Annotated in this window: 22 protein-coding genes; 16 read left to right on the forward strand and 6 right to left on the reverse strand. The window is 52.3% G+C overall.

Annotated elements, in window-relative coordinates; translation table 11 throughout:
• Positions 1–143: 143 nt before the first annotated feature.
• The 5 genes from cyoD to AC0YOA_RS21500 form a co-directional block, all read right to left on the reverse strand.
• Positions 144–488, reverse strand: coding sequence for a cytochrome o ubiquinol oxidase subunit IV (gene cyoD / locus AC0YOA_RS21480; protein WP_210040178.1), 345 nt, complete (start codon positions 486–488; stop codon positions 144–146).
• Position 489: 1 nt separating this feature from the next.
• Positions 490–1,116: a cytochrome o ubiquinol oxidase subunit III gene (gene cyoC, locus AC0YOA_RS21485; RefSeq protein ID WP_210040177.1), complete on the reverse strand. Its 627-nt coding sequence runs from the start codon at positions 1,114–1,116 to the stop codon at positions 490–492.
• On the reverse strand, positions 1,116–3,086 hold the full coding sequence (locus AC0YOA_RS21490) for a cbb3-type cytochrome c oxidase subunit I (protein ID WP_210040176.1): 1,971 nt from the start codon (positions 3,084–3,086) through the stop codon (positions 1,116–1,118). Before AC0YOA_RS21490 ends, cyoC begins: the two co-directional genes overlap by 1 nt.
• Before the next feature lie 21 nt (positions 3,087–3,107).
• The gene (gene cyoA / locus AC0YOA_RS21495; protein WP_475788346.1) at positions 3,108–4,154 is read right to left on the reverse strand and encodes a ubiquinol oxidase subunit II; all 1,047 of its coding nucleotides are present in this window, start codon (positions 4,152–4,154) and stop codon (positions 3,108–3,110) included.
• Positions 4,155–4,501: 347 nt separating this feature from the next.
• Entirely contained in the window at positions 4,502–4,762 is a 261-nt protein-coding gene (locus AC0YOA_RS21500; protein WP_210040174.1) for a hypothetical protein, read from the reverse strand.
• Positions 4,763–5,228: 466 nt separating this feature from the next.
• Between AC0YOA_RS21500 and AC0YOA_RS21505 the strand changes: the two genes are divergently transcribed.
• Complete coding sequence (locus AC0YOA_RS21505; RefSeq protein ID WP_475788347.1) at positions 5,229–5,429, forward strand: hypothetical protein; 201 nt, start codon at positions 5,229–5,231, stop codon at positions 5,427–5,429.
• Positions 5,430–5,481: 52 nt separating this feature from the next.
• Here the strand turns inward: AC0YOA_RS21505 and AC0YOA_RS21510 are convergent, their stop codons facing one another.
• Positions 5,482–7,047 carry an S-layer homology domain-containing protein gene (locus AC0YOA_RS21510; RefSeq protein WP_475788348.1) on the reverse strand — a complete coding sequence of 522 codons (1,566 nt, stop codon included), beginning with the start codon at positions 7,045–7,047 and terminating at the stop codon, positions 5,482–5,484.
• A 191-nt stretch (positions 7,048–7,238) separates the two neighbouring features.
• Between AC0YOA_RS21510 and AC0YOA_RS21515 the strand changes: the two genes are divergently transcribed.
• The 15 genes from AC0YOA_RS21515 (at position 7,239) to AC0YOA_RS21585 (ending at position 24,952) form a co-directional block, all read left to right on the forward strand.
• On the forward strand, positions 7,239–8,228 hold the full coding sequence (locus tag AC0YOA_RS21515; protein ID WP_475788349.1) for a Gfo/Idh/MocA family protein: 990 nt from the start codon (positions 7,239–7,241) through the stop codon (positions 8,226–8,228).
• Positions 8,229–8,305: 77 nt separating this feature from the next.
• Positions 8,306–8,842 (forward strand): GNAT family N-acetyltransferase, encoded by a 537-nt coding sequence (locus AC0YOA_RS21520; protein ID WP_475788350.1) that lies wholly within the window; start codon positions 8,306–8,308, stop codon positions 8,840–8,842.
• A gap of 486 nt (positions 8,843–9,328) precedes the next feature.
• Positions 9,329–10,471 (forward strand): ABC transporter ATP-binding protein, encoded by a 1,143-nt coding sequence (locus AC0YOA_RS21525; RefSeq protein WP_475788351.1) that lies wholly within the window; start codon positions 9,329–9,331, stop codon positions 10,469–10,471.
• Positions 10,468–13,434: an extracellular solute-binding protein gene (locus AC0YOA_RS21530; RefSeq protein WP_475788352.1), complete on the forward strand. Its 2,967-nt coding sequence runs from the start codon at positions 10,468–10,470 to the stop codon at positions 13,432–13,434. Before AC0YOA_RS21525 ends, AC0YOA_RS21530 begins: the two co-directional genes overlap by 4 nt.
• The gene (locus AC0YOA_RS21535; protein ID WP_475788353.1) at positions 13,431–14,399 is read left to right on the forward strand and encodes a carbohydrate ABC transporter permease; all 969 of its coding nucleotides are present in this window, start codon (positions 13,431–13,433) and stop codon (positions 14,397–14,399) included. The genes AC0YOA_RS21530 and AC0YOA_RS21535 overlap by 4 nt, the downstream gene beginning before the upstream one ends.
• A 4-nt stretch (positions 14,400–14,403) precedes the next feature.
• Complete coding sequence (locus AC0YOA_RS21540) at positions 14,404–15,261, forward strand: carbohydrate ABC transporter permease (protein ID WP_475788354.1); 858 nt, start codon at positions 14,404–14,406, stop codon at positions 15,259–15,261.
• A gap of 27 nt (positions 15,262–15,288) precedes the next feature.
• Entirely contained in the window at positions 15,289–17,304 is a 2,016-nt protein-coding gene (locus tag AC0YOA_RS21545; RefSeq protein WP_475788355.1) for a YIP1 family protein, read from the forward strand.
• 40 nt (positions 17,305–17,344) lie between these two features.
• Entirely contained in the window at positions 17,345–19,525 is a 2,181-nt protein-coding gene (locus AC0YOA_RS21550; RefSeq protein ID WP_475788356.1) for a DUF5696 domain-containing protein, read from the forward strand.
• Positions 19,522–20,418 carry a carbohydrate ABC transporter permease gene (locus tag AC0YOA_RS21555; protein ID WP_210040157.1) on the forward strand — a complete coding sequence of 299 codons (897 nt, stop codon included), beginning with the start codon at positions 19,522–19,524 and terminating at the stop codon, positions 20,416–20,418. Before AC0YOA_RS21550 ends, AC0YOA_RS21555 begins: the two co-directional genes overlap by 4 nt.
• Entirely contained in the window at positions 20,415–21,395 is a 981-nt protein-coding gene (locus tag AC0YOA_RS21560; protein ID WP_210040156.1) for a carbohydrate ABC transporter permease, read from the forward strand. Before AC0YOA_RS21555 ends, AC0YOA_RS21560 begins: the two co-directional genes overlap by 4 nt.
• A 132-nt stretch (positions 21,396–21,527) precedes the next feature.
• Complete coding sequence (locus AC0YOA_RS21565) at positions 21,528–22,916, forward strand: ABC transporter substrate-binding protein (RefSeq protein WP_475788357.1); 1,389 nt, start codon at positions 21,528–21,530, stop codon at positions 22,914–22,916.
• Between the two features lie 143 nt (positions 22,917–23,059).
• Positions 23,060–23,446, forward strand: a complete 387-nt coding sequence (locus tag AC0YOA_RS21570; protein ID WP_475788358.1) for an ACT domain-containing protein — start codon at positions 23,060–23,062, stop codon at positions 23,444–23,446.
• Between the two features lie 92 nt (positions 23,447–23,538).
• Entirely contained in the window at positions 23,539–24,192 is a 654-nt protein-coding gene (locus AC0YOA_RS21575; RefSeq protein ID WP_475788359.1) for a TetR/AcrR family transcriptional regulator, read from the forward strand.
• Between the two features lie 67 nt (positions 24,193–24,259).
• Positions 24,260–24,685: an SRPBCC family protein gene (locus AC0YOA_RS21580; RefSeq protein WP_475788360.1), complete on the forward strand. Its 426-nt coding sequence runs from the start codon at positions 24,260–24,262 to the stop codon at positions 24,683–24,685.
• A gap of 66 nt (positions 24,686–24,751) precedes the next feature.
• Positions 24,752–24,952: a hypothetical protein gene (locus AC0YOA_RS21585; protein WP_475788685.1), complete on the forward strand. Its 201-nt coding sequence runs from the start codon at positions 24,752–24,754 to the stop codon at positions 24,950–24,952.
• Positions 24,953–25,374 lie beyond the last annotated feature (422 nt).

Raw genomic sequence — 25,374 nt, forward strand, 5'->3', positions numbered from 1 at the left:
TAACGAAGAACGGATTCAATTAAAATTAAACAAACTGACGCCGGTTGAGTACCGACGCCAGCTCATAGCCTAGGGCTTTTTTCATTGTCTACAAATTTGGGGCTTGACCAGAACGTGTACAGGGAGGATTTGCATGCCATAGATCAATACATTTTATTGTTAGTCATAATCCAGACCGAACCGGCAACGATCGTAATGACAATGACGAGGCCGAAGATCAGGGTCATCAGGTTGTAGCGCGGCCCTTTCTCATCGCGCAGATGCATGAAGAAGAGGAGCTGGACCGCAAACTGCAGGATGGCTGTTCCGATCAGCAGAACCCGTGCCGATGTGCCTTCAAGCCATCCGTTCAGCACGACCATGAGCGGGATGATCGTCAGAACGATGGAGAGGAGGAAGCCGATCGTATAGGACTTCAGCGAGCCATGACCGCCTTCGTGTCCGTGACTGCCATGCGCGTCGTGTGCGCCTCCGCTGTGCTGTGCCATGTCACATCACCCCCATCAGATAAACGATCGTGAAGACGAATATCCAGACGACATCGAGAAAATGCCAGTACAGGCTCGTAATGTTCACCTTGCGCCGCGTCACGGGTGTGATGCCGTAGCGGGCGAGCTGAATCATGATGCCTGTAATCCAGACGATGCCGACTGTAACATGAATGCCGTGCGTGCCGACCAGTACGAAGAAGCTGGAGAAGAATGCGCTCGAGCTGATTGTATGGCCTTCATGAATGAGCTTCAGAAACTCGGTCACTTCAAGTCCGATAAAAGTTGCGCCAAGCAGCACGGTGACGATCAGCCAGCCGATCAGACCTTTGCGGCTGCCGGCGTTCATTGCGAGCACCGCCAGACCGCTGGTGAAGCTGCTGGTCAGCAGGATAAACGTTTCGGCGATAATGCCTGGCATTTCGAATATTTCCTTCGGACCGGGACCACCCGCGTGATTGCCGTGCAGCACCACATATGTTGCAAACAGCGTAGCGAACAGAACGCAGTCGGTGATCAGGAAGATCCAGAAGCCAAACTGGCGAAGCTCCTCCTGATTGACATGTCCGTCATGGCCGTCCGCATGCGAGTGGACCTGTGCTTGAGTATGATTGCCGGCGTGTGCCATCAGGAAGACCTCCTAGCCGCAGCTTCTGTGCGTTTGATTTCGTCCACCGGAATATTATACTCGGTGTTGTAGTTGAACGAGTGTGCCAGCATCGTCGCTACGACGCCGATGAAGCCCGGGATAGCGATCCATAGCCAATGAAACACGAGGCCGAAGCCGACAAGAAACCAACAGGCGGCCTGGATGAACGGAATCGCCGAGTTCTTGGGATAATGGATTGGCTCAAGCGGCGGCTTGGGAAGAGGCGCATGACCGGCAGCCAGACGCTCCTTCTCTTCCCACCAGGGCTCGCGGTCCGTGACGACCGGGATCACCGCGAAGTTGTAGAGTGGCGCCGGTGAAGGAATCGACCATTCCAGCGTGCGGCCGTTCCACGGATCGCCCGTCGTATCCTTCTCCATGAATTTGATGCTGTGGGCAATCTGCCACACCTGGAACAGGAAGCCAAGTCCCATCAGGAAGCCGCCGATTGTCGATGTGAAGTTGAGTCCCCACCAGCCGGTATCCCAGCCATAGGAGCTGACGCGCCGCGTCATGCCGTCCAGACCGACGAAGTATTGCGGGATGAAGCAGACGTAGAAGCCGATATTCCAGATCCAGAAGGCCCATTTGCCAAGCTTCTCGTTCAGCTTGAAGCCGAACATTTTTGGCCACCAGTAATACAGGCCCGCGAAGTAGCCGAAGGCGACGCCGCCGATCAGCACCTGATGGAAATGGGCGATCAGGAAGTAGCTGTTATGGAATTGAAAGTCCGCCGGAGCGACTGACAAGAGCACCCCGGTCATTCCGCCGATGACGAAGCACGGTATGAAGGCGATTGTCCATAGCATCGGCGTCGAGAAGCTGAGACGGCCGCGGTACATCGTAAACAGCCAGTTGAAGATTTTTACACCTGTAGGAATCGCGATAATCATAGTCGAGATGGCGAAGAACGTATTGACGTTCGCGCCGGAGCCCATCGTGAAGAAATGATGAAGCCATGTGAAGAATGACAGCAGGCTGATGCTCATCATGGCGAATACCATTGATTTATAGCCGAACAGCCGCTTTTTGGAAAATGTCGAGACAATCTCCGAGAATATGCCGAAGGCCGGGAGGACAACGATATAAACCTCCGGATGTCCCCACATCCAGATCAGATTGACATACATCATGGCGTTGCCGCCGCCGTCCATGGTGAAGAAGTGGGCGCCGAGGAAGCGGTCAAGAAACAGCAGCGCCAGCGTAATGGTCAGAATCGGGAAGGCAAAGATGATCGTGATGCTGCTCGTTAGCACGGACCACGTAAACATCGGCACCTTCGACCAGGTCATGCCGGGAGCGCGCATTTTGATAATCGTGACGACAAAGTTGATGCCTGTCATCAGCGACCCGATACCGGAAATCTGGATACCCCAGATATAGAAGTCCTGGCCGACGCCGGGGCTTCCCGTTATCTCCGACAGCGGTGGATACGACAGCCAGCCTGCGTCCGGCGAGCCTCCGATGATAAATGACATATTGAACAGCATTGCGCCGATGAAGAACAGCCAGAAGCTGAGCGAGTTCAGGAACGGGAAGGCGACGTCGCGCGCTCCGATCTGCAGCGGCACTGCAATGTTGAACAAACCGAACATAAGGGGCATTGCCATGAAAAGAATCATAATGACGCCATGCGTTGTAAATACCTGATTATAATGCTCCGGCGTCAGGAATTTCATGTCCGGAAAGGCGAGCTGCGTCCGCATCATCAGCGCGTCGACGCCGCCGCGGAACAGCATCAGCAGGGAGGCGATGATATACATGATGCCGACCTTCTTGTGGTCGACGGTAGTGAGCCATTCAGTCCACAGCCAGCCCCATTTCTTAAAGACCGTTAATGCGAACACGATGGCGATGGTCGTCATGGCGATCGCGACGTCCGCTCCGTATATAAGCGGATCGCCCGTCACGAAAAACCAGGACAGAAAGTCTTTGATTTGTTCGAACATATGCGTGGATGCCTCCCTTTTCTAGTGGTTATGACCCGTACCTGCGGCATCGGCGTCTTCGTGCTCCATATTCATATCCATATCCATGTCTTCCATGCCGTCGTTCGTTCCCGGCTGCGGGTTCAGATCGGGCGCCAGCTGGCCGCCTTCGTCCTCTTCCGTATGCAGCTCGCTGAGCGTCGTCGCCTTGCGGCCAAGACCGCCCTCTGCGCCGCGCGACATCGAGTAGTTATGTACGATGCGCTGGAACAGACCGTCGGAAACGGAGGCATACGTAAGAATAGGGGAGGTACCCGGCTTAACCAGCTGTTGGTACGAATCGTCCGTCAGCGCGCCGCCTTTTGCCTTGACGTCCGTCACCCAGACATCAAAATCGCTGCGTTTAACGGCCTTGGTCGTGAAGGCCATCTTGGCAAACTCGCGTCCGGTGAAATTCGCGCCTGTCCCAAGATATTCGCCTGGCTCATCCGCCTGCAAATGCAGCGTCGTCTGCATGCCGGACATGGTATAGATCATCCCGCCAAGCTGCGGCACCCAGAATGAGTTCATCGGTCCATCGGACGTCAGCTCGAACTTGACGGGCGTATCTTCGGGAATAACCAATGTATTAACGGTCGCGATGCCCTGCTCCGGATACTGGAACAGCCATTTCCAGTCCAGCGAGGTAACCTGCACCGTAATGGGCGCAACATCCGACTTCAGCGGCTTGGCGGGATCCAGCCTGTGCGTATAGATGCTGGTCACTACCGCCAGCAGGGCGATTGCGAGAATCGGAATTCCCCACCAGATAATCTCCAGCTTCGTACTGTGCTCCCATCTTGGCTGATAGGACGCTTTTCTCTCGGGCCTATCCCTGTAACGCCATACGATCCACGCTGTAATTGCGATTACCGGAACCGCGATGACGAGGCAGAGCAGCATTGCGAAGTAGATCAAATCCCGCTGCTGTTCGCCAATCGGGCCTTTCGGGTCGAATACGACCATGTTGGTACAGCCGGAAGCCATGACCGTGCTTACGGTCAACAGGCCGACCACGGCAAGATGCCGAATACCTTTCGCTACGTTCATCTTTTTCTCATCTCCCTACATTCCCATCTTACCCATCCTATCAGCGAGGATTCCCCCCAGGCAGGATAATTATCACAAAATTGAACCCTTGTGAAAATAATAACATGTTCTCTTTCCTGCGTATCGCTTGTTAACAAAGGCGTCATCAGACCGTCGAATTTCCGTAATAAATCGTTCAACATTTCGACGCAATTCAGACTTATGTAAAATTTACCCTTAATCCACCCGTACGAAAAGGACCCCTGCACCCGGCGGCGTGAAAATCATGATTTTCCAGACAGGTCCCGAAATAAATGGAAAAAGGCTGCTCCCATTGAAGGAAGCAGCCAGTAAAGGTGCGTTCTGATCTACAAATCATTCTCCGCCTCGGATTTCCGTTTGTGAACAAGGTTCATGGCTGTACCGATCGTGTACGTGAAGACGCTACCCACCAGAAACCCGATACCCATCATCAGCAGCATGTTATTGTCGCTGAAATGACCGATATCAATCAGACATAAGACAACACCTACGCAAAGGGCTACCCAAGAGGCGACATGCATCGCGAAGAACAAAGATTTTCCTTCCCGTGCTGTCTGCCGTTCAGCAACTGCCGTTTTTGTCGACATATTAATTCACTTCCCCAATTTAGTTAGTTTGCAAGTATGCTTTCTTCTTATTATAACACCAATAAAGCGTTTGCGTTCAAAAAATGTTCAAATTTTGATCATAAAACAGACACTTTCTTTAAAAGCGGCATCTGCTGATGTATTACCTCTGTGACGATTATGCGAAACCGGTCTCTTGGCATGGAGACAATCCCTATGCGCTGAGGAGAAATTAAAAGTTAATCGACACCCCCAGCCTGCAGTTCTATTATGCTCATAAGCACAATAAAATATATGATGTTCTACATTTATAAATAAGATCAATATTTAACTAAAAAATCTTTTATTGTGTATTATATAATTATATAATATGTATTATATATGACTTATTGGGAGGTTAAAAAAAGGAAACGGAAATGTAATCGGCATAATCCGCTTGCAAAGCGCAGGGAAGTTGTCCGGACAAAACTTAGGGAGGGTTTCGGTTATGCTGTCAAAGCCTGGTCAAATCAACTTGGGAAGTATTGTTTGCCAATATTGCGGAAGGCTGATTGATACGGTGGATGCGAGCAGAGTGAGAACCTATCATGGAATATGCAGCCCTGGCGGCTGCCTGGCGGATAGTGGCGAAGAAGAGTCTGATTCGAATTCGAATTCCTATTCCACCGTCCTCGTTATCAAGAGATGACAATTCAAGCGCAGGCCTCCCATTTGACCGGGAGGCTTTTTTCTTCGTCTCGTTATGATACGAACCGCAGTTTGCTCAAGCGATTTGCGTTCCGAAGTGCTGCCCAAATGTCCGCAGTCGCACCTCCGATATACCAATAGGCGAAACCGGCGGCTTTTTCATTCAAGGACTGGACATATTTCAAGGTTAAAGAACGGCTGTCTTCGAGCCATATGTTATGGATGACATGATTATTCGTGTATACCGCTGTATATTGTCCTACTGATGGATCCCATTTCAGCGATGAGAAGATGGGGAGCAGCTGCTCCTGATCAGGAAGCTCGATATCCTCCGATAGAACCTTTCCTGCCTCGATACGCCAATCTCTCGTGAATAATGGCATGCCGACAATTAATTTGGAAGGAGATGAAATTTCTTTGTTGATCTGCTTCACACCTTGAATAAACCAGGGGAGAGAGGCAACCGAGCCCATCACGCTCGAACCTGCCCAATGCTCTTCATAATCCATAAGAACCAGGTAATCAGCGCTTGCGCTTAATGCCGCATAATCAAAGGGCTGGCTCCAGTCCGTATTTGAATCCGGCGGCACGTCGATGGATATCACTTTCCCGGCCGAATGGAGGCGGGTTCCCAGGTCTTTGACGAATGCGGTCAACAAATCCCGGTCGTCCGGGTCCACGTTTTCGAAATCAAGGTTGAATCCGTCCAATTTATACTGTGATGCGTAATTGACAAGCTGCGTAATAACTGAATTTTTATAGACGGTTAAAAATAAATGGAGGACCTCGGCATTCGAACGGTTCCCTACAAGAGCCCACACCTTTTTCTGCTTCGCATGCGCCCATTCCACAAGCTCCGGTTCAATGGAAACGGTCAAAGCGCCATCTTTTCCCATAAAAAACCATCTTGGAGAAATAACGTTGATTGTACTTTCCATAACATGCTGTTTAAATTCCGCCGTACTGTCCATGTACTGCCATCCTATCTGAATAGGCGCAGATGTTTGCGGGATCGTTCGGAGCTTGTCCGAAATCCGGTTCAAAATGGCCGCGGCTTCTTCACGGGTCAAGCTTTGCCCCGGGTGGAAGTATTGACCGTCGCCCCCCATAATGCCTGCATGGATGATTTCGTTCACTGATTCGGCTGCCCAAGGCGATATGGACGCTTCATCCAGGAACGGATTTGTTTGTGAAACGGGAGCCTGCCTGGTTGCCCTTGCAAGAATAACTGCCGCTTCTTCTCTTGTTATTGTTTCATTTGGAGCAAACTTTTTTTCACTCTTTCCAATAATGAGGCCTAGATTATTCGCAGCAAACACCCATCCGTAGAACCAGGCCGATTTCTTGACGTCATCGAAGCCGGGGATCGAATTATGTACTTGCTCCAAGCCTAATACGCCTGCGAGCATCTTTACGAACTCCGCCCGGGTGACCGTTTTGGAGGGCTCAAATAATCCGGCGCCTGTTCCGTTAATGACTTGTTTATTGTAAAGGGACAGGATATCGTTTTTTGCGAAACTCTTATTTATATCAGTAAAGACTGCATGGGCGGCTTCAGCCCGCACATTCCAAGAAAAGGCAATAATAAGTGCCAGAATAGTAACGGCCAATCTCTTCACATTCATCTCCTCCAAGTTATAAGCATAGCAAAAATAGATTGCTATTACCTTTATAACATTATGGAAAAAGAGGTCTGTTTCTGGCCCTATTAACAGTATGGGAGGAAACCGGATATGTATGCGCTTAATCTTTTAACCGTGGTACAATATAGAGCAGCGATTTTAATTTGAAACGAGGAGTGTCAGCCATCATGAAAACGATACGCTTTGGCATTATTGGATGCGGCAATGTGACAGAAATCAAGAGCGGTCCTGGCTTCCAGAAAGCCGGAGGTTCGGAGCTCGTCGCTGTCATGCGGCGAAATGCCGGGCTCGCGGAAGACTACGCCCGAAGGCATGGCGTGCCTCGCTGGTATACGGATGCGCAGGAGTTAATCGACGATCCGGAGGTCGATGCGGTGTATATCGCGACACCTCCCGGCTCGCATCTGGAGTATACGCTCGCGGCGGCGAAGGCGGGCAAGGCGGTTTATGTGGAGAAGCCGATGGCGCTGAACGCCAGCGAGTGCAGTGCGATGATTGCGGCTTGCCAAGAGGCGCAGGTGCCGCTTTATGTGGCTTTTTACCGGCGGGCGCTGCCGCGCTTCCTTAAAGTCAAGGAGCTGCTGGAAGCAGGCGCGATCGGCGACGTTCGTTATGCGGCAACGGTGCAATACCAGCCCGCTCCGCAAACGGAAGGCGGCGAGCTTCCATGGCGGCTGCAGCCGGAGCTTTCGGGCGGCGGGCTTTTTTTCGATTTGGCCAGTCATACGCTTGATATCCTTGATTTTCTGCTGGGTCCCATCGCAGAAGCGAAGGGGATTGCATCCAACCAGCAGGGGAAGTTTGCCGGTATCGAGGATATCGTCACCGGTACATACCGGTTTGAGAACGGCGTGCACGGGTCGGGCACCTGGTGTTTTTCCGCTTTTGCACGGGAGGATCGTAATGAGATTGTCGGCTCGAAGGGCAGACTGAGCTTCTCCACATTCGGCCATGAGCCGATTCGGCTCGACACGGCAAGCGGAACAGAGGAGTTTCCGTTCGATTCCCCGCAGCACATCCAGCAGCCGCTTATTCAAACGTTGGTTAACGATTTGCTCGGATTGGGCGTTTGCGCCAGCACCGGGGGTTCGGCGGCCCGTACGAATCGGGTGATGGACGAGCTCGTGAAGGGATTTTATCTGGATAACAAGGAATGAACACGTTTGTGAGTGTCAGGAGAGAGGTTAGGAACGCTAATCAGGTCATAGGAGAGAACTAGCCCTTGGAGGACAATATGTTGAATGTAACGTATAGGAAATTAGTGATCGAAGAGTGTGAACGAATCAATGATATGAATCCATCACAATATATAAAAAAAGCGTGGAGAGAAGTGAATGGAACACGCCAGTTAGTCGAGATCAATTATCAGGATTCCGGCTGGGCTGATGGGTACGATCATCATTTCAACCGCTTGAGAGCTACTATTTTAAGTGAAGGCGCTGCCATAGGTGCTTTTGATGAAAGCGGCAAATTAATAGGTTTCGCAGCAATAAATCGTGAGTTCATTGGTGAACATGTTAAATACGTTTTATTGGACCAATTATTTATTTCATTAGAGCATAGAAATAAGGGAATTGGTAAGAAGCTATTCTTGATCGTTGCAGAAATAGCGAGAGAGTGGCAAGCAGATAAATTATTTATTTGTGCTGGTTCTGCCGAGGAAACCGTTGCGTTTTATTTTGCGCTCGGCTGTAAAGAGTCGGCAGAAATAATTAAGAAATTTTATGAGAACGATCCAAGAGATTATCAATTAGAATTTCTGCTTCAATAGAACGGTCTATTAACCTGACAGCAGCGAGGGCAAGTAATTTCAAGGGCTGCTGCATGTCGTAAAGGGTATTGGATGGAGATGTGTAAACTGAAAATGGAAATAAAGAAGGACAAACCGATTCTGTAATGGGTTTGTCCTTTTTCATTTAAACAATTATACCTCCAGATGGGAACCAATTGCTTAAATGCGAGAACCTTCTTTCATGCTCAGCCTTGTCCTCGCTTCCATACCGTCCGATCCGGACGGTTTTTTGCCGTATTAAGAAAATACTAAATTCAGTCCAATTTTTGCTTATACTCTCAGGAAGAAACATGCCTGAGCGGCCAAAGGAAGGCGCAGCAAGCTTCTTCATGCAGATAGATCTTCTAAAGAAGAGGACAATTTCAGACTGCAAAAGCCAAGTTTCACTCATTCTTGTCTGCGCGCCGTTACGGTAACATGAATGCAGGCAAGCCGCAGAATAGTATAGGAGAGAGGTGAATTTAAGTGGGCAGTATTGCATTTCATCATGTATTCAAGCGATACAAAGGCGAATCCCGCCCGGCCGTCAACGATTTTCATCTGTCCATCGAGGAAGGAGAGTTCCTCGTGCTGGTCGGGCCTTCAGGCTGCGGCAAATCGACGACGCTCCGCATGCTGGCAGGCCTCGAGGAAATCAGCAGCGGGGAGCTGTACATCGACGGGAAATACGTTAATTACGTTTCTCCCAAGGACAGGGATATCGCGATGGTGTTTCAGAATTACGCTTTGTATCCCAATCTGACAGTATTCGAGAATATCGCGCTTGGACTGAAGCTGCGCAAAACGGCGAAATACGAAATTGAGCTGCGGGTAAACCGTGTGGCCAAAATTTTGGAGATATCGCATCTGCTGGAGCGCAAGCCAAGCCAACTGTCCGGCGGCCAAAAGCAGCGGGTTGCGCTGGGCCGCGCGATCGCCCGAGAGCCGCAGGTATTCCTGATGGACGAGCCGCTCTCCAATCTGGACGCCAAGCTCAGAGCCCAGACGCGCGCTGAAATCATCAAGCTGCAGAGCGACCTCAAGCGGACGATGGTCTATGTCACCCACGACCAGGTGGAGGCGATGACGATGGGAACGCGGATCGTCGTCATGAAGGATGGGATTATCCAGCAGGTTGCACCGCCCAGGCAGCTATACAGCGAACCGGCCAACCTGTTCGTCGCCGGCTTCATCGGATCGCCGCAAATGAACTTCATTGACGGCACGATGCTGCGCGAAGAGGGAGGGCTCTATTTCTCCAACAAACGGATGAAGCTGCTGCTCCCCGATACGTTTAATGCCCAATTCGGGGGCAGGCTGAGGTCCGGGCAGAATGTCGTGCTCGGAGTGCGTCCGGAGAATGCCTTCCTGAAGGCTGAGCTTTCCGGTGACGGGAATGGGGTAGAGGACAGGGACTTCGTACCTGCCACCGTGCAGATGATGGAAGCGACAGGCGCCGATTCCTATGTGTATGCTTTGATCGGGGAAACCAGGATCATTGCACGCACGGACCCCGAGATCATATACAGGCCGGGCGATAAGCTCCTTGTCGGCTTTAACATGAACAAGGTGCACTTCTTCGACGAAAATACGGGTATTTCCCTCGCGGCCGGAGGAGATGAGGAATGAGGCAGTCCGGAGGTTTACGCATCTTCCGCATCCCGGGATTTACCCGGATCGCCATCCGGCTGCTGTTGGTTGCGGCAATCGCATTCGGCGGGTATCACTGGTTCTCGGGCAAGAAATCGGTCAGCTACGCTTCGAATGTAAGCGCTTCCCAATTGATGGCTTTCAAGGATTCCGGCGCGGAGCTGCCTTATGTCAAGGAGATGATGAATCATCCCGCCGAAGCATTGGACTTGCAGCCGATTATGATCGATCCGGCAGCTTATACCCTTGCAGCTGCGGAAACGAAGCTCGCAGCGGAGAACGGGCCGGATGGAGCCATACTGAATTGGAACGGTGCGGAAGGCTGGGTGGAGTGGAGGTTCAACGCCCCAACGGCAGGATGGTACGAGCTTCATCTGGATTACAAACCGCTTGCCGGAGGCAACACATCCGCAGTCCGCGGAGTACAGATCGACGGACGCTTTCCTTTTCTCGAATCGGAGCACATCGAGCTGGAGAGAAACTGGAAGGACGCCAAGTATCCTTACGACCGCAATGAGGCCGGCATGCAGATCCGCCCGCAGCAGACTGAATTGATCGGATGGACAAACAAAGCCGTGTCGGTTTATACCGCATCCTCAAGACCCCTCCTGTACCGGCTCGAGCAGGGGGAACATACCTTGAGACTGGTTGGCGAGAGGGAACCGATTGCGCTGCGCGCAATCACGTTCCAGGCTCAGACGCCGCTACCGTCCTATGCGGAATACGAAATGGCGCATCCGGTCCCCGCCGCACAGGAGAACTGGTACGGCTTGACCGAAGCGGAGCAGTTCGAACGGAAATCCGGCTTGACGATCCAGACGGATCATTGGTCAGAGCCTTATATTTCGCCGGATCCGAAAGGCCGGATCACCTACAATGTGCTCGGCGGGCAGAGATGGCGTGTGCCTGGCGAGTGGGTCGAATGGGAGATGACAGTGCCGGCTGACGGCTATTATGAGATTGATTTGAAAAATGTTCAAAATTATCGTCCCGGCTTCAAGGCTTATCGTACGATCGAGATCGACGGCAGGACGCCATTCAAGGAAATGCTTCACTTCGGCCTCGACTTCACGAAGGAATTCGCAATTACAACGCTCGCAGACTCGCAAGGCAAGCCTTTCCGGTTTTATCTTGAACAAGGAACCCATACGATCCGGATGATCGCGGATTCGTCGGAGCTGCAGCCGATTACATTGGCTCTGAAGGACACGCTGTCGCAGATTGCGGCTTTCGACCAGCATATCCGGCTCATTACCGGCAACTACAGCAAATCGGCATTCGATGCCAATATGGATTCCACACGCACCTGGGATATGGTCAAATTCGACCCTGCTGCAGCCGCGAAAATACAAGCGTTCATCCAGCGGTTATCCGATATCCGCGAATATATCAATGGCTTGAACGGCAGAAATTCCGACTTGTCGGAAGCGATCAAAGACTCGGTTGACCTTCTGGACAAGATGCTGGCGGACGTGAACGAAATCCCGAACAAGATCAACGATTTCGCGACCATCCAGAGCAATATCGGCAATTGGATGTCCACGCTGACCCAGCAGCCGCTGCTGCTTGATTATCTTGTCCTGCGCACGCCGGATACCAGAACCGGACTGAAGGTGCCTACAACACTGTCGAGAATTCCTTACACCCTCACGGATTTCGCCCGTTCCTTCTACATGGATTACGATCTGAGCAGCAGCAATGAAGACGGGGCATTGACAGTATGGGTGCAGCGGGGACGCGATTACGTCGATCTGCTGCAGGAGATGGTGAACCAGGATTTCACGCCGAAGACGGGCATTCAGGTCAATATCAATCTGATGCCAAATCCGAACATGCTCATTCTGGGAAATGCCGCCGGTGACGTGCCGGACGTCGCCTTGGGAATCGGCGAAGCGACACCGGCCGACTATGCGATGCGGGATGCGGTGGAGGACTTGTCGAAGTATCCGGGGTTTGAAGAGGTGAACAAGCGGTTCATCCCCGGAGTCAGCCGCGCGCTCACGTACAACGGCGGAACGTACGGGGTTCCCGAGGTCCAGAACTTCCAGATCCTGTTCTACCGCTCGGACATCCTGGAGAATCTGCACCTGAAGGTTCCGGATACGTGGGATGATGTCTTCGATATCCTGCCGACGCTGCAGGAGAACGGAATGACGATGAATTTTCCGAAAGGCGATTTCTCGACGCTCTTCTTCGAGAACGGCGCCGAGCCCTACGCTGCGAACGGGCTTAGGACCGATTTGATGAGCGATGACGGCCAGAAGGCATTCAAAATGTGGACGGAACTGTTCACGAAATACAATTTACCGATCGACATTCCGGCCTTCTTCCAGCATTTCCGCGATGGGGACATTCCGATCGGAGTATCGGATTTTAATACGTATGTGCAGCTGCTCGTAGCCGCTCCGGAGATTACAGGCCATTGGAAAATAGCTCCCCTCCCGGGCATCAGACAAGCGGATGGCAAGGTTGCCAGATGGTCGCCGCAAGGGCTGTCTGCCGCCATGATCATGAAGAAGAGCGGGCAGAAGGACGCAGCCTGGGAATTTCTGAAGTGGTGGACTTCGGGCGAGGTGCAGGCCCGGTACGCGAATGACATTGAATCGTTCTACGGCCTCGAATTCCGGTGGAACACGGCGAATGTAGAAGCGATGCAATCGCTGAACTGGCCCGGCGAAGATTTGAAAGCGCTGCGGGAGCAAGCCCGCTGGGCCAAGAATATGCCCAATGTTCCGGGGTACTACTTCCTTGGCAGGGAGATGGAATTCGCCTGGAACCGCACGGTATTTGACGGCATGCCCGCCGTGGAGTCCCTGGAGCAGGCGCAGCTGTCGCTGCAGCGCGAAATGGACAGCAGGCAGAAGGATTTCGGCATAAAAGGAAGGGACCTGCAGGTCCCGCAAATCCACGAACCTTACGAATGGGAGGAACCGGACTCATGAAGACAGAGCTTTCTCCCGGCATGAAGGCACAGCGGTCCTCGGCGATTAAGCTGAATTTGAACCGTTTCTGGATGGACATCCGGCGCGACGCCTTTTGCTACCTGTTCCTTGCACCGTTCCTGATCTGCTTCCTCGTGTTCATCGTTATTCCGGTGGCGATGGCTGCGACGCTCGGCTTCACTTCATATGACGGCTTCGGATCGCTGCATTTCATCGGCTTCGACAATTACATCGGGCTGGTTACGCAGGACATTATATTCCTGACCAAAGCGCTGCCGAACACCTTCTTGTTTGCCCTAATCGTCGGTCCTGGCGGTTATGTGCTGGCCTTTCTGTTCGCCTGGCTGATCCATCAGCTGCCGATCAAAATCAGGGACTACTACACGCTGGCCTTCTACGCGCCTTCGATGGCCGGAGCCGTGGCATTGTCGGTCGTGTGGATTGCCGCCTTCAGCGGCGACCGCGTCGGTTACGTCAACCAGTTTTTGCTTGGAATGGGGTGGATCGAAGCTCCGATCGTCTGGCTTCAGGATCCCAAGTACCTGATGATTATCATGATCGTCGTCTCCTTATGGGTTAGCTTCAGCGTCGGCTTTCTCGCGATGCTGGCCGGGCTGCAGACGGTAAACCGCGAGCTGTACGAAGCCGGCCGCATCGATGGCATCTCGAACCGGCTTCAGGAGGTGTTCTATATCACCATTCCTTCCATGAAGCCGCAGCTGCTGTTCAGCGCCGTCATGACGATCGTCTCGACGCTCAAAGCGGGCAGCATCTCCACGCAGCTGACGGGAATGGCGATCACCCCCCAGTACGCGGGACATCTCATCATCAACCATATTGACGATTACGCATTCATTCGATTCCAGCTTGGCTATGCTTCGTCTATTTCGGTCATGCTGCTGATCGTCAGCTATTTTGCCATGAGATTCGCTTACCGGCTGTTCGGATCGAAGGAGGAACTATAAAACGATGATTCGAAGACTCCGCAGAACGTCGCCGTTTCAGATCACTCTTGTCACCGTCTTTACCGCGCTTGCGGCCTTTATGTCGCTGCCGATCATTTTCATCCTGAACCATGCCTTCAAGCCGCAGAATGAGCTTTTTCTGTTTCCTCCGCGCTTTTTCGTGCAGAATCCGACGTTTCGCAATTTCGAATCGCTGTTTCTTCACGCATCGAATGCGACGGTTCCGTTTACCCGTTATCTGTTCAATAGTATGGTCGTGGCGGCATTGACGCTGATCAGCGTTATCATCGTCAGCACGATGGCGGCTTATGTGCTCGCCAAATACCAATTTCATTTTAAACATCTGATCATGGCGCTCATTACGCTGTCGCTGATGTTCGCGCCGGAGACGGTAGCGATTCCGCGATATCTCATCATCAATGGAATCGGGCTGAACAACACGTATTTCGGGCATGTTCTGCCTGCTCTGGCTTCGCCGGTCGCGGTGTTCATGCTGGTCGGTTTCGTCTCGCAGATTCCGAACGATCTGGTGGAGGCAGCCAAGATTGACGGGGCCAGCCACTTCGGCATTTTCATCCGTATCGTGCTGCCGCTCTGCGTGCCCGCCATCGCCACCATCTCGATCTTCACGTTCCAGGGCGTGTGGGGAGATGTGGAGACATCGACCTTGTTCATGCAAAAAGAGTCGATGAGGACGCTGGCTTTCTATGTCAACAGCCTGCTCAGCGGACTCCAGAACAATGTGGCCGGTCAAAATATGGCCGCCGCTGCCGGTCTGCTTATGTTTATTCCGAACCTGCTCATATTCCTGCTCTTCCAGCGGAGAGTGCTGGAGACGATGGTTCATTCCGGAATCAAGTAATTTCATCAGCAAAGGAAGTCTGAAGCGATGAAGAAATGGATTGCTTGCCTGCTTGTGGCAGCGACGGCCTTGCTTGCCGTGCCTGATACCATGTATGCCCGGCTTCCCTATATAACCAGCTATTTCGACAGCAACCAGTCCTCGTGGTTCCGGATTCAGCCGATTTATACGCCGGCCGATGCCTATTCCGCCCGCTTCGGAGAGCCAGTCGATCTGCATGTGGCAGCGGACGATAAGGTGTATGTGGCCGACAAGGAGCTGGGCCAGGTCATCGTGCTGAACAATGACGGTTCGCTGGAGAGGACGATTGGAGATAAGGAAGGAATCGGGCAGCTCAGCTCGCCCGAGGGTGTATTCGTCACCCCGGAAGGCCTTGTTTATGTGGCGGATGCCGGCAATCAGCGAATTGCGGTGTTCGATTCGGACGGCGCGTTCGAACGCGAATACAAGAAGCCGGATTCGGCTCTGCTGGGCTCCGAGCACTTTGTGCCGAACAAGCTCGTCGTCGACCGCCGCGGCGTGATGTACATCGCGCTGAATTCCTCCTATCAAGGTCTCGTCCGTCTGAACGGCGATGGAGAGTTCATGGGCTATTTCGGCGCCAACAAGGCGCAGCAGACGCTGCTTAACTGGCTGAAGAAGCTGATTCTCAACAAGGAGCAGCTGGCGAAGGAGACGGCCAGCCTGCCCCGACCAATTACGAATATTTCGCTGGATGACGATGGCTTCATCTATACGTCAACAGCGGCCGGCTTCGGCCAGGGAGCGATCCGCAAGCTGAATGCCGGGGGCGTGGACGCCTTCAAGAACAAAACACTGGAGAACGGCCACGGCATTGTGGATATGGCGGTCGACAAGGACGGGTTTCTGTACAATGTCGATCTGGATTCGGAGCGAATCAATCTGTACGACCGCAGCGGCAATGCGCTGTTTGCGTTCGGGCTCGTCGACAAGGAGACGCAGCAGTACGGCGTCCTCGGTTATCCGACAGGCATCGGCGTCGATTCGCATAATGGAATTTGGATATCCGACAGCCTGACCAAGACCGTGCACAAATACGTCCGTACCGAATTCGGCAGCGACGTCCTCCAGGCGCTCGTGCTCTACACGGATGGCAAATATGAAGAGAGCAAGCCTTACTGGGACCGGGTTTACGCCCGCAATGACATGTACAACGGCACGTTCCAGGGGCTCGGCAAGGTTTACCTGCATGAGAATAATGACGGCGAAGCGCTGAAGTTCATGAAGACGGCATTCGATACGGACGGTTATTCCAAAGCGTTCTGGCAAATTCGGCTGGAATGGCTTCAGGCACACTTCGTTGTCCTGTTCCTATGCCTGGTCGGGCTAGGACTGTTGATCCATTTCGGTATGAAGGGAATCCGCAGGCTCCTGCGCAGACATCCGCTTCCACCAGCATGGAGCAGGCCGCTTGCCGATCTGCGGAACTTCGGTTATGTCATGATTCATCCCTATCAGGGCTTCTACCGACTGAAGGAGGCGCGTGTCGCGCCGTGGATTATCATCCTCCTTCTGGTCGCGGTATTCGGGGTCAAGCTGGCGACGATCTATGGGACCGGCTTCCTGTTCCATCCCGTCGATCTGATGGAGATCAACCTGCGGAATGAGCTGGGCCTGTTCGTGCTTCCATGGCTGACCTGGATCATCGCCAATTATCTCGTATGCAGCGTCAAGGACGGCGAAGGGAGGTTCAGGGAGGTCATTCAAGGCAGCACTTATGCGCTCGCGCCTTACTTGTTCTTCTCCATTCCAATCGTGATTCTGTCCAATATCGTTACGCTGGATGAGAAAGTAATTATCGGCTCCCTGAACTCCGCGATGGTGCTGTGGCTTGGGGTGATGTTCATCGTCATGACCCAGGTGATTCATAATTTCGATTTTCTGGAGACGCTCAAAAATACGGCTGTCACCGTATTCACGATCGGCACGATCTGGCTGTTCGGCTTCATCGTGTTCGGTCTGTCCTTCAACCTGTACGATTTCTTCTATCAGCTCTACAAAGAGGTGAGTTTCTATCAATAACGTTATCAAGCGGCAATCCCTTCGGGTAAAGCTGATATCCGTGATCGTGCTTGCTGCCGCTGTGCTGCTGCTGATCGTCATTCCGGCCCGCGGCGGAGGGCCGTCCCCGGAGGAGACATTTGCAGACGCGGGTATCGACGTGCCGGAGCCGGTTCATGCGCCGCTGTACGACGGAGAAGCGTGGAAGCCGGCAGCGGGGGCAGACGGATACGCACTGGCAATGGAGAATGACAAATATGAGCTGTATGTCCGTCCTGACAATACGCAAATCGCCGTGGTCGACAACCGGACCGGCTATCGGTGGACCAGCAATCCCACCGGGCAGCAGTTGACCAAGGAAACCGTCAAAGGCCAGCTGCTCTCCAATCTGAAATCGACATTCATTCTGACATATGTCAAGACAAGCGGGGTGGATCAGACGATCAGGGAAGTGCTCAATGGAGATAGTCCCGGCACGCAAGCCGTGATGACCAGAACCGGTGCCGGACTTCAAATCGCTTACTCATTTCCGGAGAAGCAGCTTGGATTCGCCATTCAATACGAATTGTCGGACAAAGGGTTAAAAGTGCGCGTACCGGCGGACGGCATTCGGGAGGACGGGGAGTACGCCGTCTTCTCCCTCGACCTGCTCCCATATTTTGGCGCGGCGGCGGTGAATGAGGATGGCTATCTGTTCGTACCCGACGGCCCCGGAGGGCTCATCCGTTTCGATACCGCCCATGCGGATATCTCCAGAGGCTATATTCATGAGGTTTATGGATCGGAAATTACGAATACGGCCAATTGGACCCGGGCCGGGGAGCGGCGGGAAGATATTGCTTATCCGGTATTCGGCCTGAAAAAGGGCGATCACGCGTTCCTCGCCGTCCTGACCGGAGGAGACGATTCGGCCAATATAGCCGCCATGGCGCCCGGATTGAAATCGTCCTTCTTCAACATCTATTCCAGCCAGATCTACCGCGAGGAATATCTGTATCAGATGAGCCGGCTCGCCGCTCCGGCCAAAGCGGTCCAGAAGCAGCTGCTCAACCGGGACCGCGAATTGGAATACCGGTTTCTGGGCGGGGAGGATGCCGATTACACCGGCATGGCCAACGCATACCGCGACTATCTGACAGAAACCGGCCGATTGAAGGAAACGCTGAAGCCGGTCGATCACATTCCGCTGTATTTGAAGATCATGGGCGGCAATTATCAGATCGCCTTCAGCCAGGTGCAGTATGTGGCTGCGACTACTTTCCCCCAGGCGGCGGATATCGTCGACAGCCTGCGCAGCAAGGGAGTTGCGAATTCCAAAGTCATTTTCTACGGCTGGCAGAACCAGGGCGACTATAACATGGAGAAGCGCTTTCCGGTTGAACCGGCGCTTGGCGGAGAGTCCGCCGCTCAGGCGTTCGTGTCGAAGATGAAGGGGGAGGGAACCGACGTCTTCTTCCAGGACGACTTCGTCTGGTATGACGAGCACTCATCGACATCTGGCAAGAACTATGCCGTTCGGGCCATCGACGGTACCGCATTCATTGATGAAGGCTGGTACTTGGGCAAGCCGGTTCTGACCGTCGCAAATGCCGTGAGTACGATCGACAAGCTGAAGAAAATCGGTGTATCCGGCATTCATTACAACGGGCTTGGCGAGATCGTGTTCAACGATTATGAGCCTTCGGGGATCTTGACGCGAGAGTTCACGAAGAACGTATATGACGGTCTTCTGGCTTATACCAGAAAGACGCTCGGCTCGGCCGGCGTCACACGGGGCAATGCGTATACGATCGGACAAACGGATTATATCGATTATTTCCCCTATGATTCCAGCTATGATTTCATGATCGACGAGACCGTCCCGTTCTACCCGATCGTGCTGCACGGCTATGTGCCGTACTCGTTCGAGGAGGGCAATCTGCGGGACGATGCGGAGACGGAGTTTCTGAAGGCGATCGAATACGGGGCCGTTCCCTCGTTCTTCATCACGCATGACGATTCCCGCAAGCTGAAGAACACGGATGCTGATTTTCTCTACAGCAGCAGCTTCGCCAAATGGGAGAGCCGGATCGTCGAAGAGTACGGCAAATTCGATTCGCTCGCCAGCGTGTTCGCGCAGAAGATCATCCGTCATGAGAAGCTGTCCGCGAGCCGGTTCGCAACAACGTACGAAGACGGAACCCAAGTTATCGTCGATTACGGAACCAAAACGTTCGAGGTCGAGAAGGGAGGAGGCGCATGAGCGAGGTAAAAGCAAGCAAGAGGGATGCGCGTCTCTATCACTCGAAGCTTTACGGTACGGGATTGCTGTTCATGCTTCCGTGGATCATCGGCTTCTGCCTGTTTGTCGCCATTCCGATCGGCTGGTCGCTGTTCATGTCTTTTCACAAAGTCGCCGTCGTTCCCGGCGGATTCAAATATGACTGGCTTGGCATGCAAAATTACCGGGACGCCTTCCTGAAGGACAATGTCTTTCCGATTGAACTGATTACCTACTTCCAGCAGACGCTGCTGATGGTTCCGATCATCGTCATATTCGCGCTGCTGATCTCCGTGCTGCTGAACCAGAAATTTCCCGGGCGGTTCCTCTACCGGGCGCTGTTCTTCCTGCCTGTTATTTTCGCAACCGGCCAGGTGCTGTCCGAGCTCTTCGCGCAAGGGGCGGGAGAAATCCCGTTCCTCGACCAATACAACCTGGAGCCGCTCGTTCAGCAGTACATCGGCGCCGAGTTTGCCAAGACCGTCATGGACGTTCTGAGCCGGGTTTTTCTGATCCTCTGGTATTCAGGCGTGCAAATTCTCATCTTTATCGCAGGCTTTCAGACCATTTCGCCATCTATTTATGAGGCGGTCCGGATCGACGGAGCATCCCCCTGGGACAGCTTCTGGAAGATTACGCTGCCGGCCTGCGTGCCGTTCATCAGCCTGAACGTCCTGTACACGATCATCGACCTGTTCACATTTCCGCTGAATCCGGTCCTCAAGCATATCAAGGACAACATGTTCAAGATCGATACCGGCTACGGTTATGCCAGCGCGCTGGCCTGGATCTATTTCGGGTTCATCTTCGTCCTGATCGCGATCGTCCTGTGGCTGTTCGCCCGGAGCATGAAAACGAGGAGGGCTAACTTATGAATAATACCGGACTGTGGATCGAGAAAGCGAGAAAACAAACGCGCATGCTGGTCTGGAACCGCAAAACCCAGAAGGTCAAAATGCTGGTCATGGGACGAAATCTGTCGGACGGCCTGCTTGCCAAGCTGATCATCTTCTTCCTGCTTTCCATCGTCGCTTATCTGTATCTGCAGCCGCTTCTCTATATGGTGAGCACCATGTTCAAAAACACCAGCGACTTGCTCGATCCAACCGTCAAATGGATTCCGCGCCAGGTGACCTGGGAGAATCTCACCAAGGCTCTGGAGGGCCTGCAGTATCCGGAAGCGCTGAGAAACACAGCCTTGATCGCTCTGTCCTGCTCGCTGGCGCAAGTATTGATCTGCGCTATGACCGGCTATGCGCTCGCCCGGCTGGCTGTGCCGTTCAAGGGACTTTTTACGGCGCTTGTCATCCTGACCTTCCTTATTCCGCCGCAGGTTATCATCATTCCGCTGTACGTCATTTTCAGCAAGCTCGGCCTGCTTAATTCAATCTTCGTATTTCTTGTTCCGGCGATCTTCGGGCAGGGCCTCAAGGGCGCGCTATTCATCCTGATCTTCCGGCAGTTCTTCCGGGCACAGCCGCTGAGTCTTGAGGAAGCCGCGAAGCTGGACGGGGCGTCGACGTTCCGCCTGTTCTTCCGCATCATGCTGCCGCTTGCCGGGTCCGCTTGTCTCGTCGTGTTTCTGTTCTCATTCATTTGGTACTGGAACATGTACTACGAGCCGTCGATGTTTCTTGCCAAGGGATTCACGCCATTGTCGATCCGCCTGGACAATCTGGAGGACGTACTGAATCCTTCGCTGCTGGGCAACACCAACGGCACCAATAATCCGGTCACGGAAGGTACCAAAATGGCCGCGGCGTTCCTGATCATTTTGCCGCCTATAATTATCTTCATGTTTCTGCAGCGCTGGTTCGTTACCGGTATTGAACGAACCGGGATCGTGGAATAGAAGGTGTGCAAGGAGAATCGAAACGAGGGGAGTGATGCCCGAACAACATGAAATGATGAGGGCCGTCAACCGGCTTGGACTTTTCGTTTGAAGATGAATGCAAGCGAAACCATTTTGGGGAGGAAGTAAGAAATGAAGAACAAACGCAAATCGGCAGGGATACTCAGTATCGTCTTGATATTATCCATCATTATAACGGCTTGCTCCGGGGGGAATAGCGGCGGGAACGGCAATACTGCGGCTCCTGACAACGCAAGCGGCACAAGCGAAACAAACAGCGCCACCGGGGCGGATAACGAGCCGGCCGTAGCGGAGGAACATGATCCCGTCACCATTAAGTTCATTTCCTGGAAGGACGGCACCTACAATGAATTGTATGAGCTGTTCCATAAAAAATATCCGTGGATCACGATCGAGCAGGTTCCGGTCAACGGACAGTCGATTATGGAAATCATTGCGGCGCTCGAAGCTGCGGGCACGCCTGCGGACGTGACGGAGATCGATGCGGATTTGATTACATTCGAGCAGAATGGCCTGGTTGAGGATCTGACCCCGTATATTGACAGCAGTCCGATTTTTCAGGAAGCTTCGCTGCCCCAGGGTTTTTTCGATACCATGACGTTCAACAACAAGAAGCTGGCCGTGCCGATGGTCGATGTGCCGATGTGGGTCCTGGTAAATAAGGATCTGCTCGCCAAGCATGGTGTGGATATGCCGCCGAACGACTGGACATATGACGACTTCCGCGAGATTGCCAAGAAGCTGACAGATCCTGACGCGGGCGAATACGGCGTCACCACGCAGCCCGAGATCCAGATGCGCCTGCTCAGCACGAAAGCCATTGCAGACGGCCACGCGGCCAATCTGCAATATATGAACGAGGATTTCACGCAAAGCGTGATGGCTACGCCTGACGTGATGAATGATGTGAAGTGGCTCCAGGAGTTCGTCACGAAAGACGGATCGATGCAAAGCGACGCCGCCGCAACCGCATCGGGCAACGTAACGAGGGAATTTATTAACGGCAAAACCGGCTTCGCGATCGGCGGAGACTGGGTGCTGCCGGATTTGAAAAAGAACGCCAAGTTCAACTGGGATGTACTGCCGTTCCCGCGCGGCGAAGTCAGTCAACCAGGTTATTCGATATACGGGCCGCTCTCGCTGCTTGCCGGTTCGAAGCATAAAGAAGAAGCGTTCCTATGGCTGAGCTTTCAATTCACGATGGAAGCGCAGAAGTGGAAGATCGATCAGGGAGCAAACGCATCCGTGGCCGACCCCGAGCTGACCGCTTATTACGATCAAGCGCCTATCTGGCAGGATAAGAATATCGAAGCCGTGAAAATCGCCCAGAAAAACGCCGTCATCCAGCCAGGCGCTACCGTTCCGGGATGGAGCGAATACAACTGGAACAATATTTTGAACGAAATTATTTTCGGCGAACGCGACATCAACGATATTATTCCGGAAACGGAAGCATGGAACAAGAAGACGACGGAGCTTCGCGCCACCTTAACCCAATAAGACCAGTGTGACTGGAGACTGACCCGGGCCATGTGCCATAAGGTCAGTCTCTTTTTTAATTGTGAGTTGCGGACCGGGAGTCGGGCCTAGTATAATCCGAAATAGAATAAGCTTGAATTTACGCCATGAGGAGGAGAAGGAATATGAATCTGACCATACTGGACACTCTTTTATCTATTGTGAAACTGCCTCCGACAGAAGAGGTTCCGTCATGGGCAAGCAGCGGCGAACTGTTATCTATAACACGCACAAATGACGAGCTTTCTATTGTATGTCCTGCCTCCAATATCCCCCATGACGCTCCAACAGATATCGAGCATAATTGGAAATGCATCATGGTAGAAGGGGTGCTGGATTTCGGATTAACGGGTATCTTATCTTCGTTGGCCCGTCCATTGGCGGAAAATGAGATAAGCATTTTTGCGATTTCAACCTATAACACGGATTACATATTGATGAAAGATCATTTCCTGGCAAAGGCGAAACTGGTGCTGCAGAATGCAGGGCATACTTTCAACAGCCAGACATAATGATTAGTCACATATTATAGACTGTTGACAATACAGATTCTTCTTCTCTATAATTTTGACTACTATCAAAGTCAAAAAAGGTGGATAATAACATGTCTCCACGTACCAGAGAGCAGAATGAAGCCATTCGCAAGCAGCGTAAACAAGAAATTTTGCAGGCGGCTATCCGCGTTTATGTCGATAAAGGCTACTTGGCGTCTGAGATGGGGGATATAGCGGATCAGGCGGGACTTGCGCATGGTCTGGTTTACTATTATTTCAAGAATAAGAAGGCTTTGTTCCGCGAGCTGTATGAATACATGATGGAGGAGTCCAGGCAGTTTACGAAGACCTACTTTGAGCAGGAGGGCTCTACATTTGAGCTGTTCAGGAACTATGCGCAGATTGTTTGCGAACGGGTTTTGGAGAATCCTGCATCTCAACGGTTTTACATGCGTATCAGTCTGGATGTGCATCATTTGTACACGCCAGGAGAAGTTTCTCCATTCGAGTGGCTAAAAAACTTCATGCATCCGATGACGCTTGCCATTGAAAAAGGTATCGAGCAGGGCGCGATTCAGCAGGGTGACGCCAGTCTGATGGCTGTGCAGTTCTGGGGGTCAGTATCTCAAGGGATGAGTTATCTGGATCAGGTGCAGCAGGAGCTGACAGCACAAGGGATTCCGGCAGCAGCCCGGAGAGAGCAGTTAGAGAAGGTTCTGGATCAAGTGGTGGCATCGGCAGTTTCGTTATTTAAGCCCCAATAATTTTTTTGGTTTTATATTGACTTGTGTATCAATCAAAAATAAGATGATTATAAGGAGAGTGAAGCAAATGGGGACAATTCGGAAGGAAATCATGATTGAGGCCAACCTCGAGCAAGTGTGGGATGCGGTACGTGATGTCGGCGCGGTGCATCGGCGTTTCGTGCCTGGCTACACCGTCGATACACAACTGGATGGCGACAACAGAATTCTTACCTTTGCGAACGGGGCTGTCGTACGCGAGCTTATCGTTTCCGTGGATGATGAAGCATGTCGGCTGGCGTATGCGGTAGTCGAGGGACCTATGCCGCTTAAGCATCATCACGCATCGTTCCAGGCCTTTGCAGAAAGCAGCAGCCACACCCGGCTTGTCTGGATTACTGACTTTTTGCCCAATGAGCGGGCTGCGGAAGTACAGGCGCGCATAGACCGCGGAGCTGAGGTAATGAAGCAGACCATAGAGGCAGAAATTAAGAATGGATCGCCAGCCAGCTAAACTTATATGATTTCCGATCTTATACTGACTTGTCCTTGGGATAAGAGCAGTAAATGTTTGAAAACAATGGTTATTGTAGCACATCCGAATCTGCAGCAGTCACGCGTTAACAGACGTGGGGCAGCGGAATTACGTCAGCATCCCGATCAAATAACGGTGCATGAGTTGTACGAAACGTACAGCCTGACCCCTGAGCTCGATCCCCGAATTGCCCGGAAAACGCATGCTGGAAGAAATGCAGCAACAATAATGGCGGCCCGGAAGTAATCCTCACACCACGGACTCTTATGTTCGTGGTGTTATTAATTCGTCATCCGTTCAAGTGTCACTGGATATTTATCACGTTGGACTACTGGATCTGATTATCAAAGCAGCCCGTTTTCCACCTGGATGCAGCGTTGATAAAGCACAAAATACGGCTTATCTGGGCTCTATTGCATATATTCAATTGTTATTTAATTCCATTAATTATTTATTTAATGCCGTTAATTAGTGAGGTGACCCAATACCGAATTGTTGTGGCTGGAATGCTTGTCTCCCTGCTTGCATCGTTTATTGTCAGCAGTTTTTGATTTGTGCTTGTTTTTGTGGCATGGTTTTTTATGAAAGAGATTCTTTCAGCATCAGTTTTTTCTTGATGCAGACCGGCCTGGGTATTGATGCTGTGATTTTGCTCGGAAAATAGTCAT

The organism is Paenibacillus sp. JT22N12, assembly GCF_056269365.1.